The sequence below is a fragment of the Bartonella sp. CE47NXGY genome (genome assembly GCF_042195415.1).
Taxonomy (GTDB): Bacteria; Pseudomonadota; Alphaproteobacteria; order Rhizobiales; family Rhizobiaceae; genus Bartonella.
Map to the genome: position 1 here is coordinate 1 of NZ_JBHIOI010000169.1, position 1,071 is coordinate 1,071.

The following is a 1,071-nucleotide window of genomic DNA, read 5'->3' on the forward strand; positions in this document are numbered from 1 at the left end:
CAAATTTCTTTTGTAACATCAAGAATATTGCGTCCTGATTTTAGGATAAGAGAGGGATTGGTGGTAACACCATCAACAAGGCTTAAATTCTGTAACTCTTGAATTTCTTCAATATTGGCGCTATCCACAAAAAATTTCATATCTAACCTCTTCTTTTTAGCTTTATCCTATTTTTTGTTATGCGCTATTGTTGACTGCAAAAGCAAGAGAAAGAATTAATATCTGTGTAAAGAACAAGAATGCTATGGTGTTAATCATGTACCCGTTTTCGGTAAAGAAATATGATTTATCGTTTCCACACCCATTTCATAGTGTTACTCGTGATAAGGCATAGAATTCATTGCGTACCAATATTTTTGCGTATTGGCATCTTTGCGTAGCGGTGTTTTTATATTTATGGAAATAAGCTAGCATTATCAAACACTTTGCTCATTTCCTATTTGCGATTGCTCTTGATATTTGAGAGTGCATCATAAGATACCTTCCTTTTTTAGGGGGTATGTTTAACTTTGTTTTTGATGAAAGCGGATGGATTTATTTTGTCGTAAAACACTGTTGAAGAACGCCTGTAAAATTTTACGCATGAAGGGTTTTTTTATGGTCAATTACATTGATTTATTCTGTGTTCTCCATTCTTCAACAATACGCTTTTGTGCTGCTTGTATTGTTGCTTGATTCTCAATCAAGCTGAAAGATGTATACATGTGTTTTCACGTTTTGGCACAAAGCCAAGGTGAATATTGTAACGGCTCCATTTGCAATATTATTCTCCCTATAATTAAAATCATGGGATACTCTTTCATCAATAAGGATTTACAAATGTTCCTCGATGGGGTTGAAATGAGAAAAATTCATCGTATTGAGGGTTTTATTACAATAGGTAAAATGATGATTATATCTTTATAAATCAGTTTGTTGAAGATAAATTGAGATATGAGGCGGTAAAAAAATAAAAGTGTGCGTTGGGAAGAAGTCATATTATGGGATCGCTTTGTTGAAGGATGCACTTAACCGATAGCATGTTGAATGCTTAATAGTGATGCGCTTTATTTGCACAGAAGAATGGCGCTG

The 1,071-nt window shown here is 34.0% G+C and carries 1 protein-coding gene; it reads right to left on the reverse strand.

Annotated features, from left to right (window positions below; translation table 11 throughout):
- The coding region (locus ACFIL3_RS10445; RefSeq protein WP_375682246.1) for a transaldolase family protein at window positions 1-140 on the reverse strand (140 nt) is incomplete at its 3' end.
- Between the last annotated feature and the right edge of the window lie 931 nt (window positions 141-1,071).